Annotated in this window: 17 protein-coding genes and 1 riboswitch; of the genes, 12 read left to right on the top strand and 5 right to left on the bottom strand. The window is 44.9% G+C overall.

The genetic code is table 11. The features are described from left to right. Window positions 1-1,056 precede the first annotated feature (1,056 nt). A complete protein-coding gene (locus ADU22_RS03255; protein ID WP_053360887.1) occupies window positions 1,057-2,613 on the top strand; it encodes a BCCT family transporter in 1,557 nt (518 codons plus the stop codon). A gap of 172 nt (window positions 2,614-2,785) precedes the next feature. On the opposite strand, the gene hbs is transcribed toward ADU22_RS03255, so the two are convergent. Both hbs and ADU22_RS03245 read right to left on the bottom strand, forming a co-directional pair. Continuing rightward, window positions 2,786-3,058: a non-specific DNA-binding protein Hbs gene (hbs, locus tag ADU22_RS03250; protein WP_053360886.1), complete on the bottom strand. Its 273-nt coding sequence runs from the start codon at window positions 3,056-3,058 to the stop codon at window positions 2,786-2,788. Between the two features lie 130 nt (window positions 3,059-3,188). Further along, window positions 3,189-4,556 carry a sigma-54 interaction domain-containing protein gene (locus ADU22_RS03245; protein WP_053360885.1) on the bottom strand — a complete coding sequence of 456 codons (1,368 nt, stop codon included), beginning with the start codon at window positions 4,554-4,556 and terminating at the stop codon, window positions 3,189-3,191. A 191-nt stretch (window positions 4,557-4,747) separates the two neighbouring features. On the opposite strand from ADU22_RS03245, the gene ADU22_RS03240 reads away from it, so the two are divergent. The 10 genes from ADU22_RS03240 (at window position 4,748) to ADU22_RS03195 (ending at window position 14,980) form a co-directional block, all read left to right on the top strand. Beyond that, window positions 4,748-5,764 carry an NAD(P)/FAD-dependent oxidoreductase gene (locus ADU22_RS03240; RefSeq protein WP_053360884.1) on the top strand — a complete coding sequence of 339 codons (1,017 nt, stop codon included), beginning with the start codon at window positions 4,748-4,750 and terminating at the stop codon, window positions 5,762-5,764. Window positions 5,765-5,819: 55 nt separating this feature from the next. Further along, window positions 5,820-6,902: an aromatic ring-hydroxylating oxygenase subunit alpha gene (locus ADU22_RS03235; RefSeq protein WP_053364448.1), complete on the top strand. Its 1,083-nt coding sequence runs from the start codon at window positions 5,820-5,822 to the stop codon at window positions 6,900-6,902. Then, complete coding sequence (locus ADU22_RS03230) at window positions 6,895-8,343, top strand: aldehyde dehydrogenase family protein (RefSeq protein WP_053360883.1); 1,449 nt, start codon at window positions 6,895-6,897, stop codon at window positions 8,341-8,343. Before ADU22_RS03235 ends, ADU22_RS03230 begins: the two co-directional genes overlap by 8 nt. Before the next feature lie 18 nt (window positions 8,344-8,361). Continuing rightward, window positions 8,362-9,453, top strand: coding sequence for a tartrate dehydrogenase (locus ADU22_RS03225; protein WP_053360882.1), 1,092 nt, complete (start codon window positions 8,362-8,364; stop codon window positions 9,451-9,453). Between the two features lie 116 nt (window positions 9,454-9,569). Continuing rightward, window positions 9,570-11,117 (top strand): BCCT family transporter, encoded by a 1,548-nt coding sequence (locus ADU22_RS03220; RefSeq protein ID WP_053360881.1) that lies wholly within the window; start codon window positions 9,570-9,572, stop codon window positions 11,115-11,117. 94 nt (window positions 11,118-11,211) lie between these two features. Then, on the top strand, window positions 11,212-12,087 hold the full coding sequence (locus ADU22_RS03215) for an ADP-ribosylglycohydrolase family protein (protein ID WP_053360880.1): 876 nt from the start codon (window positions 11,212-11,214) through the stop codon (window positions 12,085-12,087). A gap of 418 nt (window positions 12,088-12,505) precedes the next feature. Continuing rightward, window positions 12,506-13,165, top strand: a complete 660-nt coding sequence (locus ADU22_RS03210; protein WP_053360879.1) for a hypothetical protein — start codon at window positions 12,506-12,508, stop codon at window positions 13,163-13,165. 118 nt (window positions 13,166-13,283) lie between these two features. Beyond that, on the top strand, window positions 13,284-13,559 hold the full coding sequence (locus ADU22_RS03205; RefSeq protein ID WP_053360878.1) for a hypothetical protein: 276 nt from the start codon (window positions 13,284-13,286) through the stop codon (window positions 13,557-13,559). Between the two features lie 103 nt (window positions 13,560-13,662). Beyond that, window positions 13,663-14,112, top strand: a complete 450-nt coding sequence (locus ADU22_RS03200; RefSeq protein ID WP_053360877.1) for an SMI1/KNR4 family protein — start codon at window positions 13,663-13,665, stop codon at window positions 14,110-14,112. Window positions 14,113-14,470: 358 nt separating this feature from the next. Continuing rightward, window positions 14,471-14,980, top strand: a complete 510-nt coding sequence (locus ADU22_RS03195) for a hypothetical protein (RefSeq protein ID WP_053360876.1) — start codon at window positions 14,471-14,473, stop codon at window positions 14,978-14,980. A 53-nt stretch (window positions 14,981-15,033) separates the two neighbouring features. Here ADU22_RS03195 and ADU22_RS03190 read toward each other — a convergent pair whose 3' ends face one another. From ADU22_RS03190 to ADU22_RS03180, 3 genes are all read right to left on the bottom strand, one after another. Then, window positions 15,034-16,035, bottom strand: coding sequence for an ABC transporter permease (locus ADU22_RS03190; RefSeq protein ID WP_053360875.1), 1,002 nt, complete (start codon window positions 16,033-16,035; stop codon window positions 15,034-15,036). A gap of 1 nt (window position 16,036) precedes the next feature. After that, a complete protein-coding gene (locus tag ADU22_RS03185) occupies window positions 16,037-17,539 on the bottom strand; it encodes a sugar ABC transporter ATP-binding protein (RefSeq protein ID WP_231687837.1) in 1,503 nt (500 codons plus the stop codon). A gap of 67 nt (window positions 17,540-17,606) precedes the next feature. Continuing rightward, complete coding sequence (locus ADU22_RS03180) at window positions 17,607-18,719, bottom strand: sugar ABC transporter substrate-binding protein (protein ID WP_053360874.1); 1,113 nt, start codon at window positions 18,717-18,719, stop codon at window positions 17,607-17,609. A 98-nt stretch (window positions 18,720-18,817) separates the two neighbouring features. Further along, a riboswitch (SAM riboswitch) is annotated at window positions 18,818-18,925 on the bottom strand. Between the two features lie 364 nt (window positions 18,926-19,289). Between ADU22_RS03180 and ADU22_RS03175 the strand changes: the two genes are divergently transcribed. Next, a complete protein-coding gene (locus ADU22_RS03175; protein WP_053360873.1) occupies window positions 19,290-20,315 on the top strand; it encodes a tetratricopeptide repeat protein in 1,026 nt (341 codons plus the stop codon). Window positions 20,316-20,327: the final 12 nt, after the last annotated feature.

Below are 20,327 nucleotides of genomic sequence, written 5' to 3'. Positions count from 1 at the left end.
TCCATAGAGTTCATATGAATCCTCCTCTTGTAGAATTGGGGTGTTTGGTAACCTGTTGATTACAATTCTACATAGGAGGATTTTTTCTGTTTAAAACCTAATTCAATGATATACCAGTATTTGGTACAACTTTGCAAAGCTAGTGCTTATATTGCGGGAAATATAGGTATTTCCCAACTTAAGCGGAATTTCTCCGCTTATCTATGAACCTCTGATTTTATGACGGCACTCCTATCACAAGTGAACCCCAAAAGTGGAACGCATATGCGTGTCATTTTTAAAATTCACGTCGAAAAATGGAATCCCGCTAAAACAGCGTATTTCTGCCATACTAATCAAACGTTAGATTAAAGTCGCCTTGGTAGATCAACCTTGAAGAAGGGCGGCATTGAAGTTAATTTTAGAAACGAGGGTTCTTGAGTTTTCCTACCGCCTAGGCACAGCGTGGGTTGATGTCGAATTGGTGGGAATCGTGTGAAGCGCTGGTACGGTTCTCGTGCTTCGCTGCTTGAGGATTCAACAAAGCATGGACAGTCTGTGAGGTTCCGTCAACTCACAGTCTTTTTCCATCCTAAATGTCGCAAACGGGTGAAAAATGAGACACCAGAACCGTCCCCATTCATAAACCAAAACCAACAACCTAATCATTTGAGTTAAATTGGCGGTATCAAGAGGATGTTGGAGTTATTTTATGAATAGGTCTTGGAGAATCCTGCTCAGCGGGGATGAGTCGGTTTCAGGCGGAAATATGCCGTTTTTTCGCATGTGCATTGATTTAGGGTGTTTTGTTATACTACTAACATTCCCCGAAAACACCTGTAGTGGACTCATACAAATCCTTTCAAGTTTTTCAATATCCAATACAAAAAGACTAAAATAATTAAGTTATGAAGAATATCTTGCTTGAGAGTAAATGAATGAACGCAATTTTTTAGGGTTACGTTTCATCTTACTTCATCCAAAAAATATTTTTACCATTTGGTTTTGCATTTTTATGTTCACCAAACGAAGTAAAACCCTCTGCGAATCTATCAAAGATGGGAGTTAAAATTTAATATGAAAAATGCTACGACTGTTTTTTATGTATCTTTAGCCATTGTGGCCGGTCTTGTTTTAATGGGGATTGCGATGCCCGCGACGCTAGAACAAGTCACAAGCAGTGCTCAAGGTGTGATTACGGATACTTTTGGGTGGTATTACCTTCTGCTTGTTACGTTATTGGTGGGTGTGTGCTTCTATTTATTAGCTAGTCCAGTTGGCCGGATTAAGCTCGGGAAACCGGAGGATAAGCCTGAGTTTTCACGTCCAACTTGGCTTGCGATGCTTTTTAGTGCGGGTATTGGTGTTGGGCTGTTGTTTTATGGAACAGCTGAACCAATCAGCCATTACATGATTAGTTCTCCTACAGGCACGGAGGGGACGGACCAGGGAATTAAGGATGCGATGAGATTCACGTTCTTCCATTACGGGATCCATGCATGGGCCATCTATGGTTCGATTGCGCTGGCTCTGGCTTATTTCACTTTTAGAAAAGGGGAAAAGAGCCTGATCAGCCGGACATTGCGGCCGCTGATCGGGAAACATGCGGATGGAGCGGTCGGGAAGGCGATCGACGTCATTGCGGTCGTTGCGACGGTTTTGGGGGTCGCTACCTCGCTGGGGTTTGGTGTCATGCAAATCAATGGCGGAATGTCCTACCTTTTCGATGTACCTAGTTCGATGACAAACCAAACAATCATTATGCTCGTTGTGACCGTCTTATTCATGATTTCGGCTTTAACAGGCTTAAGTAAAGGGATTAAGATTCTTAGCAACTTGAATATGGGGCTTACAGCTGTCCTCTTCCTGATTGTCCTGGTATTTGGACCAACTCTGTTTATCCTTAACATGTTTACCGATACTTTGGGTGCTTATGTGCAGAACTTCATGAACATGAGCTTGCGGATTTCGCCCATGAATGAAGAAAGCCGCAGCTGGATCAATGGCTGGACGATCTTTTATTGGGCATGGTGGATTGCCTGGTCTCCATTTGTCGGCGTGTTCATTGCGAGGGTTTCAAAGGGACGGACGATTCGTGAGTTCGTTGTCTATGTCCTGATGATCCCGTCACTAATCGGATTCCTCTGGTTTACCACTTTTGGGGGCACAGCCATTTTCACGGAAGCCACAGGGCTGCTTTCGGTTTCTTCCTTAGCGACCGAGGAATCTCTGTTCGGCGTGCTGCAAGGCTTCCCAGGCAGCATGGCTCTATCCTTGCTAGCCGTGTTCATCATCGTTACGTTCCTTGTCACATCCGCTGACTCCGGCACCTTTGTTCTGGGGATGATGACAACGAATGGATCGCAAAACCCAAGTGTACCGATCAAATTGACTTGGGGAGTCCTGCTTTCAACAAGCGCGCTTGCCCTCATTTATTCCGGAGGCCTGCAAGCCCTGCAAAACACCATGATCATTGCCGCTCTGCCATTCTCAGCCGTCATGGTGCTCATGGTCACCAGCCTGGTAAAAGCATTGAACCAGGAAGCAAAAGAGCTCGGACTTGGCCAGATTCCAGTGAAACAACCGATAGCCGTAGAGAAGCGAAGAAAAGAAGTTGTTTCGGAAGCAGGTTGATGCAAGGTTTCTCTTGCTCCACTGATGCGGGGGGACGGTTCTCTCGCCTCACTATTATAGTATGAATGGAAGGCAATTCCTTTGGGAGGGCCTTCTTTTTTTGGTTCAAAAAAGTGAAAGCGCCAGGGAAGAAACTTATCTCTTCTTTCCTGGCGCTTTTTCCGTTGGCCTCTTATTTTACAGCTTCTTTTAGTTCTTTGCCTGGTTTAAAGGCAGGTACTTTGGAAGCGGGGATCGGCATTTCTTCCCCGGTTTGCGGGTTGCGTCCTGTTCTTGCCGCACGCTCACGCACTTCAAATGTTCCGAATCCGATTACCTGAATCTTTTCCTGGTTCGCAAGAGCAGAAGAGATAGTTTCAAATAATGCATCTACCGCTTTTGCCGCATCCTTCTTGGATAGTTCTGCGTGTGTAGAGACGGCGCTCACTAATTCCGATTTGTTCATGTTTAAACACCTCTTCGTTTATTTTGAAGCTTTGTAAAATCGTAGCATACCATATCTATCAAAATTATTTCCAGTTTGTTAGTTTTTAATTCTTTATTTTGAACATTATTCAAAAACTATTTTCAAAACCCTAACCCGATTCTCCGCAATATTCCCTGATCAGCCTGGCCGCCTTCGTTTGGCTTATGCCAAGGTCGTTTGCCACTTTTCGGGTTGATTGATGCTTTTCATAGGATTTCATTACTAACATTCTTTTGGTTTGATCAACAGCCTCGTCGAGTGTTTTTGGAAGGCATAATGGGGGAGCATCCCCGATTTTCTCCGTGATCACATCAGGTAAATCATGCACGTCAATCATCGAATTGCTAATGATGACTAATCTTTCAATTAGGTTTTCAAGCTGGCGTACATTCCCCGGCCAGGAATAGTGTGTGAGCAAGTGCAGGCATTCTTCCGAAATGACCTTATTTTCATTATATTTTTGGTTGAATTTATTCAGGAAATTGTAGGTTAGAGGCACGATGTCTTCTCTTCTTTCGCGCAGAGGCGGCAGGACGATATCAATCACATTTAAACGATAAAATAAATCCTCCCGGAATGCTTTGTTTTTAATCATCGTTTCAAGGTTTTGATTCGTTGCCGCGATGATCCGCACATCCACTTTTTTTACCTCGCTGCTTCCGACAGGAATGAATTGTTTTTCCTGGATAAGCTGTAGGAGTTTTGCCTGTATGGAAAGAGGCATTTCCCCGATTTCGTCGAGGAATATAGTACCTCCATTTGCGGCCTCAATTAACCCCTGTTTTCCAGAATTATTTGCCCCGGTAAAGGCACCTTTTGCATACCCAAAGAGTTCAGACTCCAATAGTTCCTCCGGAATGGCCGCGCAGTTGATTGCGAGAAAGGGGCGATTCCGCCGGTTGCTGACTTTGTGGATATATTGGGAAAGGGCTCCTTTTCCTGTGCCGGATTCACCAAGGATGAGGATATTGGAATCTGTAGGTGCTACCTTTTTACAGAGCTCCAGAATTTTTTTGATTTTGCTGCTGTTGGTGACGATACTTTTATCTTCTTCGCTAGGCTGAGTCAGATTTGACTCACTTTTTTCGTTTCCTGTATTGAATATTTTCATCTTTTGGCTTTGGGTCGAGGTAATCACAACAAGTTCAATTTCATTCTTATTATTCAATATAGGAATGGCCGTTGTCAGGAGTTCCGTACCGATGTATGTTTGCTGCTTCATATAGCAAGGCTGTTTCCTCCGATACACTTCTGGCACAATCGAGGGTTTCCAATAGCCTTTTTCAAAGAGCTCCACGTTGTATTTGCCGATTACATCACTGGGGCGGAGTCCGTAGTGCCTTTCACACACCTTATTTACATACACAATCCGCGCTTCCCCGTCTAAAACAAAAATCTCGTCCGAGGAATAGTCAAGAATCTTTAATAGAGTTTCAAGTGTCATTTCCACATTCCCTGTTGGATTTGGAATCTTCATGTGCAGCCCCCTAATCTAGGATAGTGAGTCATTTTTGATTTTTAATCTCCGTTATTCGAGTCCATTTTAACTCAAAATGATAGACATTTCAGTGAATTTTAAATATTTTCACCGTGTTTAAAGGGTTTAACACTTTTGGCACGATGCTTGCATTAGAAAGGGTGTATGGAAAATGAAAAGGAGGTTTCGTAATGGAGCATCGCAATCTTTCCGATTTCATCATCATCGGGGGAGGCCCGGTCGGGTTATTCACTGCTTTCTATGGAGGGATGCGACAGGCATCAGTGAAAATCATTGAAAGCCTTCCGCAGCTGGGCGGCCAATTATCAGCACTGTATCCAGAAAAATATATTTATGACATTGCTGGTTTTCCGAAAATCAGAGCCCAGGAGCTGGTGGATAATCTGCTTGCGCAAATGAACCAGTTTGAACCGGAAATCTGTCTGGAAGAGTCTGTTGAAAGTATCGTCCGAAAGCAGGATCAAACTTTTGCCGTCATCACCAATAAAGGGACACATCATACAAAAGCCGTGATCATTACGGCGGGAAATGGCGCTTTTCAGCCGCGAAAATTAAATATTGAAGGTGAAGAAAGGTTCGAGAAAGCCAATCTGCACTATTTTGTTCAAGATGTACATCAGTTTGCCGGTAAAAGGGTGGCCATTTTCGGCGGCGGAGATTCAGCCGTTGATTGGGCCCTCATGCTTGAGCCCATCGCGGAAAAGGTAACGCTCATTCATCGAAGGGAAAAATTCAGGGCGCATGAGCACAGTGTCAACCAGCTTGAAAGTTCAAAGGTAGAAATTTTAACTCCGTATATGCCAGTTGAGCTGGCCGGAAAAGAAAAGATCGAGAAAGTGATTGTAAAAGAGGCTAAGAGTGGGGAACACATGGCGATTGAAACCGATCATGTCCTGGTTAACTTCGGCTTTGTCTCTTCACTCGGTCCCATCAAGGATTGGGGCCTGGAAATAGAAAAAAACTCTATCATGGTCAACTCAAAAATGGAGACAAGCGTTCAGGGAATTTATGCCGCAGGGGACATCTGCACCTATGACGGGAAGGTGAAGCTTATTGCCAGTGGTTTTGGTGAGGCACCGACAGCTGTGAGTAATGCCAAGGCATACATCCATCCAGGGTCAAAAGTGCAGCCGCTTCATAGTACGAGTATTATGGGCGAGAAAGAAAAGGCAGCCTCTGCCACCTAACAGATAAAGTGATAAGGACAAATAAATCAACGGGAAACCAAGGAGGAAACTGATGATGACTTACAATAAAGTGCAAAACGCAACGGATCGTACATTCGAAAGGACGTTAACTTATGACAAATACACAGATCCCAAAGTATTGGAAAAAGAGATGGAAATGGTATTTGCAAAGTCATGGCAGCTTGTCGGCCATGTCAGCCAGGTGGAGAAAGTCGGGGATTTCTTTACTGCAGAGGTAGCTGGAGAGCMGATTATCGTGAACCGCGGCAAGGATGAAGTGGTGCGTGCCTTTTATAATGTCTGTCCACACCGGGCGACAAAGCTTGAAAAAAACAGTGCCGGGAATAAGAAAATCCTCCAGTGTGCCTACCATGGCTGGACATTCAAGCTGGATGGGCAGCTGAATAAAGCACCTAACTTCCGCGGTGAAGATGAAAGCTGCGTGAAGGATGCCTGTCTGCGGTCTGTCAGGATGGAAATTTTGGAATCGCTTATTTTTGTGAACCTGGATGATGATGCCAAGCCTTTAAGTGAATCCTATGGCGATTTCTTCGAACGGCTGGGAAAGAATCCTTTTTTAAGCGAACTAAAAAGAACCCATCAGAAAACGCGTACCTTCAAGGCCAACTGGAAAGCGTTCATGGATAACTATTTGGAATGTGACCATTGCCATGTGGCTCATCCAAGCTTTGTGGCCGCGCTTGACATGAATGATTATCAAATCATTACGTGCGAGAATTATTCGATTCAAGGAACGGTTGTCAAACCGGACAAAAAATACGGGACAGTGAATTTGGATGAAGCGGAAATGCAGGGAGGGCAATTCTATTGGCTGTGGCCGAATTTAATGTTAACGATCTATCCTGGTCCGGGCAACATGGCCTCCATTCAGATTGTCCCGATTGATCATGAAACTTCGATGGCTGTTTACACCTATTATTTCCGTGATGAGAACTTGTCCCAGGCGGAAAAGGACTTAATGGAATTTGCGGAACAGGTCCGCTCGGAGGATATCGAGCTGGTGGAACTGGAGCAGATAGGGTTCCGTTCACGCGCATTCAATAAAGGCAGATATTCATCTTCAGAGAAAGCCATTGTTCAATTTCATGAAATGGTATTGGAGGCCCTAAATGAATAGACAAACTGAAGTTCAATCTGTGAGGAAGTACTTGATCATTGATGGAGAAAAAGTGGGAACCAATCACTATGCGCCATTATACTCCCCTTATTCAGGGGAAGAAATCGCCCAGATCGCCATGGGTGATAAAGCCCAGACTCAAAGGGCGATTGATGCTGCCTATGAAGCACGCAGCGTGATGGCAAACATGCCGGCGTTCAAGAGAGCGGAAATACTTGAAAAAGTCGTTTCGCTTTTAACGGAAAAAGCGGACCAAGCCGCCGAAATCATTACGCGCGAGTCCGCAAAACCGATCATGTTTTCAAAAGCGGAAGTTTCAAGAACGATTGAAACCTATAAATTCGCGGCAGAGGAAGCGAAGCGCATTCATGGGGAGACAATCCCGTTTGATGCGGCATCAGGCGGTATTGGCCGGATCGGCTACACCTTAAGAGAGCCAATCGGTGTGATTGGAGCCATCACCCCTTTTAATTTCCCGATGAATCTGGTTGCCCATAAGGTAGGGCCAGCCGTGGCGGCAGGGAACACCATTGTCTTAAAGCCAGCCTCGCAAACACCGCTTTCAGCCTTGTTTATCGCTGAACTATTTGAAGAGGCGGGCCTTCCGCCTGGTGTGCTGAATGTCGTGACAGGGCCGGGAAGCACAGTGGGAGAAGAAATTGTCAGAAATGACCGGGTAAGCATGATCACTTTTACAGGCAGTCCAGAGGTAGGGATTGGCATCCGCAGCCGGGCAGGATTAAAGAAAACGACTTTAGAGCTTGGCTCCAACTCCGCCCTGATTATTGATAAAGATACCGATATCGATTCCATCATTGACCGCTGTATCATGGGGGCCTTTTCCAACCAGGGACAAGTTTGCATCTCCCTTCAGAGGATTTATGCCCATGAAGAGATTTATGAGGATTTTACAAGGAAGTTCACCGAAGCGGCAAAACAGTTGAAGGTCGGTGACCCGCTCGATCCCGATACGTATATATCATCCTTGATTTCGAAGGGAGAAAGAGACCGGGTAATGGGCTGGATTGAGGAAACCAACAGCCGCCATGCTGACATTGCGACTGGCGGAAACATCCGGAACGGTGTTCTTGAGCCTACGATTATTACCAATGCTGAGCCTGACTTGAGCGTTTGCCGCCAGGAGGCGTTTGCCCCTGTTGTGGTGGTAAACAAGTTCAATGCCATGGAAGAGGCGGTGAAGCAAGTGAATGATTCCCGTTTCGGCCTGCAGGCTGGAATTTACACAAATAATGTGAGGTATGCCTTATATGCCGCACGGGAATTGCATGTGGGCGGGGTCATCATAAATGATGTTCCAACTTATCGCGTTGACCACATGCCATATGGCGGTGTCAAGGAAAGCGGCACTGGCCGGGAAGGGATTAAATATGCGATTGAGGAAATGACAGAAATGAAGTTGATCGTTTGGAACCAAAACTAATTTTAAAAGGAGATTACTGTGAAAACGTATAAGATTGCTGTTATTGCAGGAGATGGAATTGGCCCTGAGGTCGTTGATGCGGGGATTGATGTGCTAAAAAAAGCAGCAGCACTTGATTCCACCTTCCAGTTCGATTTCACCTATTTTCCCTGGGGCTGTGAGTTCTATACGAAACACGGGAAAATGATGGATGAGAATGGCATCGACCAGTTAAAAGAGTTTGATGCGATTTATTTGGGGGCAGTCGGGTTTCCCGGCGTCCCTGACCATATTTCCTTATGGGATCTGCTGCTGAGAATACGGAAAGATTTTGATCAATATGTAAACATCCGGCCTGTAAAATTGCTTAAAGGGGCGAAAACATCTTTAGTGGATGTAAAACGCCAGGACATCGATATGCTATTTATCAGGGAAAATAGTGAGGGAGAATACTCTGGCGCTGGTGATTGGCTGTTTAGAGGGCGGGAAAACGAGGTTGTCATGCAAAACAGTGTGTTCTCGCGCAAAGGAACGGAAAGGATTATACGGTATGCATTTGAAACCGCTAAAAAAGAGAAAAGGTCCCTGACAAGCATATCAAAAGCGAATGCATTAAATTATTCCATGGTTTTTTGGGACCAGATCTTTGAGGAGGTCAGTGCCGAATACCCGGAAGTCGAAACGGCCTCTTATCTTGTCGATGCGGCCGCCATGCTGATGATCAAGGACCCAAAAAGGTTTGAAGTGGTGGTAACCTCGAACTTGTTTGGAGATATCTTAACAGACTTGGGCGCTGCGATCGCCGGCGGAATTGGGCTTGCAGCCGGGGCAAATATCAATCCCGAACGGAACTATCCATCGATGTTCGAGCCCATACACGGCTCTGCCCCTGATATCGCAGGCAAGGGAATCGCGAATCCGCTTGCGGCCATATGGTCAGCCAGTCAAATGCTCGATTTCTTCGGCTATGAATCTTACGGAAAACAGGTGCTTGAGGCAATCGAAGAGCTGCTGATTAAGGGCGAGGTTTTGACACCGGATATGGGTGGAACTGCTTCCACCCAGGAAGTAGCAGGAAGAATAGTAGAAATAATGGATTCCCGTATTGCATCAGGAAGGGTAAAAGTGTAAAAAGCCATTTGATATCATAGGGAGAATCTCTGATTCTTCCTATGATATACTATTCTAAAAAAACGAAACCGCTTACAAGCGGGTGTTTAAAAATTGACTATTTAAGGGGTGTTGATATGAACGGCAAGAGAGTTGTCTTTTTTTCCTCCTTAGCCATCAGTTTGGCTTTGATCAGCGTTGGCGTATTTGCGCCAAAACAAATGGAAAGCTTCTCAAACAATTCCCTTGAATTCATCTATAATAATCTCGGCTGGTTCATTCTTACGAGTGTATTTTTCTTCTTCGCCTTTTGCATGTATATTGGACTTTCAAAGTTTGGGCATATCAGGCTTGGTGATGACGGCGACCGGCCTGAATATAAAACAGCTACCTGGATTGGAATGTTATTTAGTGCTTCCATTGGCATCAGTCTCGTATTTTGGGGTGTTGCAGAACCCGTTTCCTATTATATTGACCCCCCTTTTGGAACAGGCTCCTCGGAAGAATCGGCAAAACTTGCGATGCAATTCGTTTATCTGCATTGGGGAGTCTCTGCTTGGGCGTGTTATGCGGTTGTTGGTGTCTCTTTGGCCTTTTTCCAGTTTCGCAAAAAACTCCCAGCCTCTCTTAGTTCCGTCTTTTATCCCTTAATCGGTGAAAAGGTTAGAGGTCCTTTCGGCAAAATGATTGATGTTTTGGTTATTTTATCCATAGTAATTGGGATAGCAACTTCTCTTGGGTTTGGAACTTTGCAAGTGAATAGCGGCATGAATTATCTATGGGGGGTTCCGGTGAATTTTTATACCCAGGCAGGAATTATTCTTATTGTCAGCCTGATTTATATTGGTTCAACCATTTCAGGACTCCAGGGGGCGATGAAGCATTTATCCAACCTTAATATGCTAATGGCCTTTGCCTTAATAGGGTTCGTATTGCTTCTTGGGCCAACGCAGTCCATTTTAAAAATCTTTATTCAAGGGATAGGAGATTACGCTCAAAATTTTATTGGAATGTCATTTAGGACGGAACCATACAGGGAAGGATCCTGGATCGCCAGCTGGACGCTGTTTTACTTTGGATGGTGGATTGCATGGGCACCACTTGTAGGCAGCTTCGTAGCCAGAATATCGAAAGGGAGAACCATAAAAGAGTTTATGATAGGGGCTATTTTTATCCCTGTTCTAGGGGCGTTCTTCTGGTTTGCCGTCATGGGAGGTTCAGCTATAGATCTTATTCAAAACAGCGGCGAAACAGCTATCGCTGCGGCGGTTTCCACTGATGTTACCTCTGCATTGTTCAAGTTCTTTGACTATTTCCCAATGAGTGTGCTGCTAAGTATTTTAGCCATGGTATTAGTTCTCGTTTTCTTTATTACTTCTGCCAATTCAGCTGTTTTTGTACTGGGCATGATCAGTGAAAATGGGAATCCAAATCCTTCCCACTCAACGAAAGTAATATGGGGCATTGTCGTTGGTGCCGTCTCCGGTGTACTAATTATGACTGGAGGCTTATCAGGCTTACAATCTGCATTAGTTGCCACGTCCATACCATTAGCCGTTTTAATGCTCGTCATGTGTTATTCAACCTATAAAGGGTTAAAGAATGAATTGATCGTTGAAACCGTCAGTAAAAGTTATGTGCACCAAGAGAAGATCGTAAACTTGGAAAAGACGAAAAAAGCATAATGAAGCACAGGGACGGTTCTCGTGCATCAAAACGAGTGGGGGCTGGTGAAGCAGCAAAACCGTTCCCATGATCAATTTCCAGAGAGGTGATCATATGCTTAATAAGATTAAGGGTGCTTTGTTCGGCTTTGCCATTGGTGATGCCTTGGGGGCCACGACGGAGTTTATGACAAAAGGGGAGATTGAAGAGCAGTATGGGAAAGTGACCGGGATGATGGGCGGCGGGTGGCTCGACCTTGAAAAAGGGGAAATCACGGATGACACGGCCATGACCCTGGCGGTTGTAAAAGGAATCATCAGGGATAGGAAGGAGCCTGTCGAACCCATTGGGGATGAATTTTTAAAATGGTATGACTCGCGCCCGAAGGATGTGGGGATCATCATTTCAACTGTTTTGGCCAATTTTGATGGCGATTGGTTAGGGACAGCTAAACGAGCCCATTATGACTGGCTTGGTGGAAAGTCGGCTGGGAATGGCACCTTGATGCGCTGCCTGCCCGTTGCGCTGGCATACCGGGATCTTGACCAGATGCTCGACATTACCAGGCAGCAATCCCAAATGACCCATTATGATTCCTTGGCTGATGAGGCCTGTGTGCTGTATAACTGGATTGCCTTCAGGGTTTTAGGCGGCCAACTTTTGAAAGACGCTATAAAAGAGGAAATTAAGGAAACCCGCTATGAATTAAGCCCCACTGGCGGACAGCCGGATTGCCCACCCGATGGGTTTGTGGTCCATACGATGCACTGGGTGCTTTACTGGCTGCTTCACTCCGACTCCTATTTGGATGTGGTCATCGGTGCCGCCAATGAAGGCGGGGATTCAGACACTATCGCGGCAATTGCCGGCGGACTGGCCGGACTTGAGTGCGGGTTTGACCAGCTGCCCGGGGAGTATGTTCAGGATTTGCTGGGGAAGGAAGAACTTCTTGAGATTGCCCAGGGGCTGCATTCTTTATACCAGGCGTAATGAATGAAGTTATGATCGGTGTGCGAAGGTTGGAAGGGAACATAGGCGGAGAAATTCCGGTTAAGGCAAAAAATAGGGCTTAAAAAGCGAAAATAAACGGAGAAATTTCCCTTAACCACTCTATTTAAGGCTAAGTTTAAGTATTTTGATACACATAAGCGGAAAAACTCCCCTTAAATCGCGGGAAATGCTGGTATTTCCCAAGTTAAGCGGAATTTTTCCGTTTATTTTTATATGCAGGAACATCATCAACGGTCTTTACCTTAACCCCATGTAAATAAATTGTTATAGTTCTGAAAATTACATTAAAACACGTTTTGGCCTATAGAATTTATAATGAATTACCGGTAAACTGGAAATGGATTGATTTGGAAAGGATCGCCTATAAAGAGCATTGTTGATTAGGAAGGAGGCGTCTATGGTCAAAAGTAAAAAATCTTTTTACACCGGTATCCTTCTCCTCATGCTGTCAATCGGCTTTAGTTTCCCTTTTCCGCATATATATCCATACAGTGAGTCCTTATTCTCGGTGAACAATATCACCATTACCACGGAGGATGGATGGCATCTCCCCGGAGTAATTTCGCTTGTTATGCTAGTATCCGGCTTGGTTCTCCTTTCCCGGTCTTTAAACAAGTATCAAGGCAGGGCGGTCTTGACTGCTTTTCTATTCACTGCAATTGCTCCATCTTTAATGATTGTTCTTTTTCAAAAAACAATCGCTACGGGAATCTATGCTGTTGCCTATGACCGCTATCGCAGTGAATGTACCTTTGAAACCATCAGCGCCTCTGCTCTCCGTGCAGAATGTGAACTGCCTTTTAAGAACCATAGCAGGGAACATGTAGAGTTCAGCATCAATTTTTACGAGAGATATAGATTTGAAGACGAAATACCGATGATTTCCTTGCTGAATCATAATGCTCCTTATTACGTAAGCCTTCCCGCGAAAGGGGAAAAGGTCATTAAAATCCAGACGGAAATAAAAAGAGCCCAAATGAAGGAACCGTTTGATAGTGGGCAGGCCACCGAAATCTCGCTAATGATCCAGCAAGGAAAAAGGGTCCGCAAACTGTGAGTGGAAGCATGGAGAGTTCTGCTGCTTCGCATTTGTTTCGAGCGGAGAGGTAATTTTTTTGTTCGGTATGTTCTAAGAACGACAGACCCAAATTCACTGAAGAAAGGATGTAAAGATATTGAAGAAAACCTCAGTATTCTATTTGTTTTTTTCAGGTTTTTTGATGGTCTTCCTGTTACTATTTTTAGGAACATTGCTGTATTCTTCACTGGGCTATATGTTTGGATGGAATTCATTTGATTTTAAGCTGATGGGCATCGAGTTGATCTATGCAGATATCGATCAGGAAGGCTTTTCGCTCGGAACAGGCCCAGCCCTTATCATCCTGTCCTTCATCTGCGGCATTTTCAATGTGCTGCTAACCAAAGTATTTAAAAAGCGTTTTATCGCATGAGACAAGGGGACGGTTCTCGTGCCTCATTGGCACCGGCCAGTGAGGCAGCAGAACCGTCCCCTTGCTTCTTAGTATCATAAAAGAAAATAATTAGGAGGAATATATGGCGGAAATTTTTGGTTCACATGATAATCTTTCGATAGAACAGATAGAAAGATTCGAACTTGAAAATAATATTAAGCTAACAGAACGATACAGGAGTTTTTTACTTAAATGGAATGGCGGAAAAGTTAGACCTAATTTATTTATGATATCTGATGAGCAAGGACCAAGTGTTTTGAATGTTTTTTATGGTATTGGCGATATGTATGATAATTTGACAGATTTTATAGATATAATGGATGAAAGGCTGCCATTAGGATTTCTTCCAATTGGGGATGACCCATCAGGAAATGTTATATGTTTAGGGACAAAGGATCCTTATTATGAAAAGATATACTTTTGGGGTCATGAGCAAGAACCGGAGGATCCTGATGATATGAGTAATATGTATTTTTTAGCAAATGATATTGATGAATTTTTGGATAACTTATTTGAGGATACTGAAGAATAAAAAGAAGCATCAGCCATGAATCACATTATGCAGCTTCAAACTACAAAACACTTGATTGTCAAATAGACAACAAGTGTTTTTTGTGGGCAATTTATATTTTGGAGTACAGAAAAAACGCAGGCTCTTTTTATGAGAATTGCTTCAAATTTAGCGAGGATTGCATCAATAATCAGGGGGATTGCATCAGTATCAAGCCGTTATTGCATCAATTATTTGGTTTATTTGAAAAACCTGTGTCTAAAGTGTGGCAACCGGCTGGTTTATGATGCACGAGAACCGTCCCCATGCATCACTAGACAATGTACCTCCCTCCAGCAGGGTGAATATCCTGACAAAGGAGGAGAGGAGGGGATGCAAGATGAATTTGCCCGCGGCAGACCTCGGAATCATGGCGGAACATTTGGGTACCCATGAAGGTGTCATCCATAGATTGAAAATGTATTATTCTTCCGTGCAGAACCCGGTGTTAAAAAAGATATTAGAGCTGCATATTACCGTATTAAGGGATCATGTTAGGACGATGCTTGCTCTTATTGATCCGGAACGTACCCATCCGGTGCAATTGCAAGAAATGGGATCCATAAACTGGAACATGAACTTTGGCAGGCTCAATGAGTACGAAAAGAAGATTGCCCTTGATTCAAGGTCAACCGCCAAGCTTATGGGGAGCAATAATTTTAATTCAGCATTATTGATGGAAGATGCTAATGTCAAAAATATTCACCTTCAAATGTCCTACCAGGATGTCAGCCTGCAAATGATGTATGACCATCTCATACAGCATTCCAGCGAGGAATTCATCCCCAGAGCCAGCAAAGAAATGCAGCGCTTAACTTTGCAGCACTACAATCACGTGCAAAATGAATGAGACAAGGGGACGGTTCTCGTGCATCACTGATGCACGAGAACCGTCCCCTTGATCTATTTTTGCTTATAATACGTGATAGCCAATGCAAATGCGAGGACGGTGCCTTTGACGATGTCCATGGCGTAGTAGGGTACGGACATCATGACGAGGCCGTTTGCTAAAATCCCAATCAGCACCGCACCTACAAAGGTTCCGAAAGCATTCGGCTTGCCTGCACCGAGTACCGAAAAGCCGATGAAGGCAGCGGCGACGGAATCCATCAGGTAAGGCGCACCGGAGTTGATTTCGGCGGTCATCACGCGTGAGGCGAGGACAATCCCGCCGATCGCGGCGAACAGGGCGGAAAGCAGGTAGGCGGCCACCTTGTACTTGTTAACCGGAATTCCCGACAGCCGTGCGGCTTCCTTGTTTCCGCCGATTACATACATGTATCTTCCGTGCTTCGTATACGTTAAAAAGATATGAACCACGACCACCACGACGACCATGATCAGGATGATCCACGGCACCTGGCCGATTTTCGCAAAAAACGGGCTGATCGCGCCTTCTGCCATCGTCCCGTCACTCATCACCATGTTTTCCGATACGGTCGCACCCTTCGTATAGGTCAGGGCCATTCCCTGGATGATGAACATCGTCGCGAGCGTCATCAGCATATCGGGAATCCGCATTTTTACAATCATGATGGAGTTTAAAATCCCAACAATCAGCGCGGCGGCAATCGCCGAGATAATCGCCACAAGGGTGTTTTGCGAAAACCAGACGAACATCGAAATCACGATCGCGTTCGACAGCGAGGCCACCGAGCCAACGGAAAGGTCGAAACCATTAACCGTTAACGAGATGGTGATTCCAATGGCAATAATCGTGACAATGGAAATCGAACGCAGGATGTTGACGATATTATTTCCCTGGATAAAGTTCGGATTGGCCCATGAAAAGATGGCAATCAGCACAAAGATGGTAATGATCGTTCCATATTTATATAAAAATTGAAAAAGGTCAAAGGACGCTTTTGCCGGGGTCTGTTTCTTCGATGATATGTTTGCCTCCATTTTACCTGCCCCCTGTTGAGTAGAATAATAGTTCTTCTTCATTTGTTGTGCGGGTTTCGAGTTCCTTCACGGACTTGCCATCGTAAAGCACGTAAACCCGGTGGGTGATTCCCATGATTTCGGAGAGCTCGGAGGAGGCATAAATAATCGCCTTTCCGCGGCTTGCCAGCTCCGCAATCAGGTTGAAAATGTCCTTTTTGGCGCCGACGTCGACACCCTTGGTCGGCTCATCAAAAATATAGACGTCCGCCTCGGAGATCAGCCACTTTCCGATGGCCACCTTCTGCTGATTGCCTCCGGAGAGGTTTTGCACCTTTGTTTCTTCCGACGGTGTCTTGATTCCAAGGTTGCGGATCCATTCTTTTGCCGCCGACTTTTCCTTTTTCCGGTCAAGGAAACTGAAGCGTTTTGCAAAATGGCCCAGGTTCACGGCCGTCAAGTTGGATTCAACCGATTCCTGGACAAGGATGCCTTCTTTACGGCGCTCTTCAGGGACGAGGGCAAAGCCATTTTTCACCGCTTGGTGCGGATTTCGGACGCTGACTACTTTGCCGTTCACCTTGACTTCGCCTGCGGCCAGCTTGCCTTCCGCTCCGAACAGGGCCTTGCAGAACTCGGTCTTGCCGGCGCCGACCAGCCCGGCGATGCCGACAATTTCGCCTGCTTTGACTTCCATCGTAAAATCTTTAATCTTGTCTCTATCTGTAAGTCCTTTTACCTCAAGGACTGTATGTCCAATGGTCATCGGTCTTTCGGGGAACTGCTCGCCAAGTTTTTGGCCCAGCATGTGCTCCACCACTTTGGTTTGGTTKGTCTCGGCGATTCTCTGCCTCTCGACCACTTCACCGCTTCTCATAATCGTAATTTCATCACAAATCTCAAAAATTTCGGGCAGCCGGTGGGAGATGAAAATAACCCCAACGCTGCGATTCTTTAATTCTTCTACAATGCGAAATAATTCGTTTGTTTCTGTATGGCTAAGAGGGGCGGTCGGCTCATCGAGGATGAGGAACTTGCATTCTTTCGAAACCGCTCTGGCGATCAGGACCATTTGCTTTTGTGCCAATGTTAGCTCACTTACCAGTTTTTTAGGATGAAGGTTCAAATTCATTTCCGCCAGGATGGCAGCCGCTTTTGAATGCAGGCTTTTCCAGTTGATCCATTGCTTTTTCCCCATGTTGTGGACGGTGTCCATCAGCATGATATTTTCCGCCACCGTTAAAGAGGGGATCAGTGCGGTATCCACTTCCTGATAAACAATCTGAATTCCAGCATCCATGGCACTTTTAGGCGAAGTGATGGAGAGGGTCTCGCCATCCATCGAGATTTCGCCTTTATAGTGGTCATAAGCCCCGGAAAGAATTTTCATCAGCGTGGATTTCCCAGCGCCATTGGCTCCAATCAGGGCATGAGTTTTCCCGCTTTCAACCGTAAAATCCACTCCATTCAATGCTTTTACACCCGGAAATTCGATCGAAATATTCTTCATCTCCAATGTGGTCATGATGTGTCACCATCCTTTCAAAGAAGACACTCTCTTTATCTTGTGGAAAAGAGAGTGCCGCCCTTAGTTACTTTTTATAATGTTCTTTTAACGTCTTCATCCAGTCTTCTTCAAATTCATCGGATTGGCCCCAGCCTTCAATGATGTCAGCCAGGTTGACCATGTTCACAGGGTCGTTTGATTTTTGAAGATCTTCCTGGGAGATGAGGGAAGCGGCCAGGTCATGGGTTTGAGGCGTTTCCTCGTCTGCCAGTTTCTTCGCGAGTAATCTCATGTTGACGGTACCGATTACTTTCGGGTCAACCGCTGCGGTATACTTCCAGGCGCTGCCTTCCCGTTGCATTTCCTGCAGGTCCGCATTGGAAACGTCGATTCCATAGATTTTCACTTCTTCACGGCCCGCTTCTTTCAGCGCACGTGCTGCACCGATGGCAAAAGCATCCCAGGTGGCAAAAATCGCGTCCAGCTCCCCTTTAGGGTATTTATTCAGCATCGCGGCCACGGCGTTTTGCGTTTGGACACTCGTATCAGCTGCGGCTACACCAAAGCGCTCGACTTCTTTAATGCCAGGATTTTTCGCTAAAACATCTTCGTACACTTTGTTTCTTCTAACCATTGGCGGGAATCCGTCTACCCATAGGTAGGCAATATTCGCTTCGCCATTTGTTTCTTTTACCAGTTGGTCCAGTGCCAGAGTCGCCAATGCTTCATCATCTTGTGAGACAAGCGTAACGCCGTCAATATTGGTCAAATCGGCATGCGAGTCAAAGGCAACAACGCTTTTGCCGGCATCGGCGATTTTCTGGACGTCAGAGACGGTCGCTGCATCGTCACCGTGGGAAATGATGAATCCGTCATAATTCTGGTTTAGTGCCTGGTTGATCGCATCATGGAACTTCGCTGTATCTCCATTTGCCGTGAACACATCCACCTTGAAGCCCAAAGCTTCGCCTTCCTGCTTGGCGCCCGCCAGGAATTGAGCTGTATGGTCATCTCCGCCAATCTTGCGGATGACTTTGATTTTCGGCTGGTCCCCGTTGGCAAAAACTTCAGGAACTCCTTCGATTGGTGTGCTGGATTTTGCTGCTTCCTGCGTTCCTCCGCCTGAACCGCAGCCTGTCAGTAAAACTGTTGCGGCAATGAGTGATGTGAATGTAGTTTTGATTAGATTCTTCTTCATTTTTCTGCTCCCCCTATTCTTTCTTATCAACAGTGATAAAAATAAAAAACCTCTCCAGAAAAGAGAGGTTTCATCGCACAATAGTAGGGACTACTCCTCTCTTATCTTCCAAAACAATTGCTTGTTTTGCAGGATTTAGCACCAATTCCATGCGGAACGGTTGCTGGGCGTCATCGGGCCAGTCCCTCTGCCACTCTTGATAAGAGATCGAATTTATTTTATTTTCTTTGATAAGGTATAAAGGTAATTTTATATTCTATTAGCAAAATGTCAATAGTATTTTCTAAATATTTTTATAACAGGGGACTCGCTGTGGGACGTTTATTTTCCATTTTTCCTGATTTACATTCCAAATTCCGTGATTTACATTCCATTTCAATGCATTTACTTTCCGAATAGACCAGTTTATTTTCCAAAATCCCTGATTTATTTGCCAACTTCCACTTCCTGTAAAAACCAAAAGTCCATTTACCTGTTTTCGCAGGGCATGGGGACGGCCCTGAATGGTATAGTAAAATATATGATAATAGATTATGGATCCTTCTTTTATTTTTGAAAGGAGTAGATTAGATGACAGGATTTACCGTGAACCCTTTATTAATTAGTGTATTAACTAAGAGGGAGCTTTCGGCTATTCCTCCTAAACCGTCTCTTTCAGATTTGCCTGGGAGGTATGCAAAGGTTATTTTTAAAAATCTCAATAAGATTAAACCTCCCTTGGCGTCTAACTTTACCGAGCTTGTTTGTAAAAGCTGCGGAAAGTCTGGGGAATATGATATTGGCATGATGGCATTCAATGTCGGCAAAGGTGGTCCAGAAAAACCCGAGCAGATAGAAGAATTCATTCAAATAACTGGCTATTTTAGATGCTCATTCTGCAACTCTGCCGGCAACTGGGAAACCACAAACGACTTTATGCTAAAAGCGACAAGCTTCTTGATGATGTATCAGGGAGGCATTCCGGATCATCGTTGTTCCTTTGGCGAGTATAGGCTTTATGATGGCAGCTCGCATCGTTATGCTACTGACCGAGAGGAGCACCTCCTTGCAAAATTAAAAAACAAGGAAGAGGATGAGTTTATCTGGAACAGGCTTGGCAACCTGTACCATAAAGGGAACCGGGCAGACCTGGCTGTTTGCGCGTTTGAGCGTTCGATTGAACTGAATCCTATGCAAACTGAATCATTGTATACGCTAGGCCTTATTCTTTCCGAAGCTGGAGAATCGGAAGAAGCTGCCCATTTTTTCCACAGAATGCTACTGACTGCAAAAAAATATACGAGGCTATCTCCCAACGAGTTAAGAGACTATGTAACCTCAGCTTTGATTGAACTACTAGATATAGCCTCTGAACCAGACATGAAAAGATCTCTTGTGCCTCCAAGAGACCTGGCAGATGAGTTTTGGGATAATCCTGAAGAAGATTTTTTTAAGATGGAAAGCGAAATAATGAATGCAGATATCTCAACAGAAAATTTTGAAACTCTATATCCTCTGGCTGAGCTATATATGGGTCCGCAACGGTTCGGGCTTTCCCGCAAGAAAATCCATCAGCTTCCAAGCAAGAATAAAAAGAAAAAGAAGCGAAAGAAGTGAAGCGGCAGGAGT

This window comes from Bacillus sp. FJAT-27251 (assembly GCF_001273925.1).
Taxonomy (GTDB): domain Bacteria; phylum Bacillota; class Bacilli; order Bacillales; family Cytobacillaceae; genus Mesobacillus_B.
The sequence above is the reverse complement of the archived record's forward strand: the minus strand, read 5'-3'. Positions and strand labels throughout refer to the sequence as shown.